The organism is Streptomyces eurythermus (assembly GCF_014649115.1).
In the GTDB taxonomy this organism is placed as follows: domain Bacteria; phylum Actinomycetota; class Actinomycetes; order Streptomycetales; family Streptomycetaceae; genus Streptomyces; species Streptomyces eurythermus.
Map to the genome: position 1 here is coordinate 1 of NZ_BMSK01000059.1, position 1,244 is coordinate 1,244.

The 1,244-nt window shown below is 68.8% G+C and carries 1 protein-coding gene; it reads left to right on the plus strand.

Annotated elements, in window-relative coordinates; all coding sequences use genetic code 11:
• On the plus strand, positions 1-1,187 hold a 1,187-nt coding region (locus IE251_RS40455; protein WP_189757927.1), incomplete at its 5' end, for a ribonucleoside-diphosphate reductase subunit alpha.
• Between the last annotated feature and the right edge of the window lie 57 nt (positions 1,188-1,244).

Here is a 1,244-nt window from a genome sequence, read left to right on the forward strand (position 1 = left end):
CCGCCCGCGAGCTGTACGGCCGGATGATGCGCACCCTGGCCCAGACCGGCAACGGCTGGATGACCTTCAAGGACGCCGCCAACCGCACCGCCAACCAGACCGCCGAACCCGGCAACGTCATCCACTCCTCCAACCTCTGCACCGAGATCCTGGAGGTCACCAACGACGGCGAGACGGCCGTCTGCAACCTCGGCTCGGTCAACCTCGGCGCCTTCGTCCGGGACGGCGACATCGACTGGGACCGCCTCGACACCACCGTCCGCACCGCCGTCACCTTCCTCGACCGCGTCGTCGACATCAACTACTACCCCACCGAACAGGCGAGCCGCTCGAACGCCAAGTGGCGGCCGGTCGGCCTCGGGGTGATGGGCCTCCAGGACGTCTTCTTCAAACTCCGCCTGCCCTTCGACTCCCCGGAAGCGAAGCACCTGTCCACACGCGTCTCCGAGCGGATCATGCTCGCCGCGTACGAGACGTCCGCCGACCTCGCCGAGCGCAACGGCCCCCTGCCCGCGTGGGAGAAGACCCGCGCCGCCCGGGGAGTGCTTCATCCCGACCATTACGACACCGAGTTCACCTGGCCCGAGCGCTGGGCGGCACTACGGGAACGGGTGGCGGCGGTCGGCATGCGCAACGCCCTGCTCCTGGCGATCGCCCCCACCTCGACCATCGCGTCGATCGCGGGGGTGTACGAGTGCATCGAGCCGCAGGTGTCGAACCTGTTCAAGCGCGAGACCCTGTCCGGTGAGTTCCTCCAGGTCAACTCCTACCTCGTGCAGGACCTGAAGGACCTCGGCGTCTGGGACGCCCGCACCCGCGAGGCGCTGCGCGAGGCCAACGGATCGGTGCAGGACTTCCAGTGGATCCCCGAGGACATCCGCGCGCTGTACCGCACGGCCTGGGAGATCCCCCAGCGCGGCCTGATCGACATGGCCGCCGCCCGCACCCCCTTCCTCGACCAGGCGCAGTCGCTGAACCTGTTCCTGGAGACACCGACCATCGGCAAGCTCTCCTCCATGTACGCCTACGCCTGGAAGTCCGGGCTGAAGACCACGTACTACCTGCGTTCCCGGCCGGCCACGCGGATCGCCCGGGCGGCGCGGGCCACGGTGCCCGTCCAGGCCGCCGACCCCCAGGCCATCGCCTGTTCCCTGGAAAACCCCGAGTCCTGCGAGGCCTGCCAGTAATGTCCCGTAACACCAACCTGCTCGACCCCGGCTTCGAACTCACCCTGCGCCCCATGC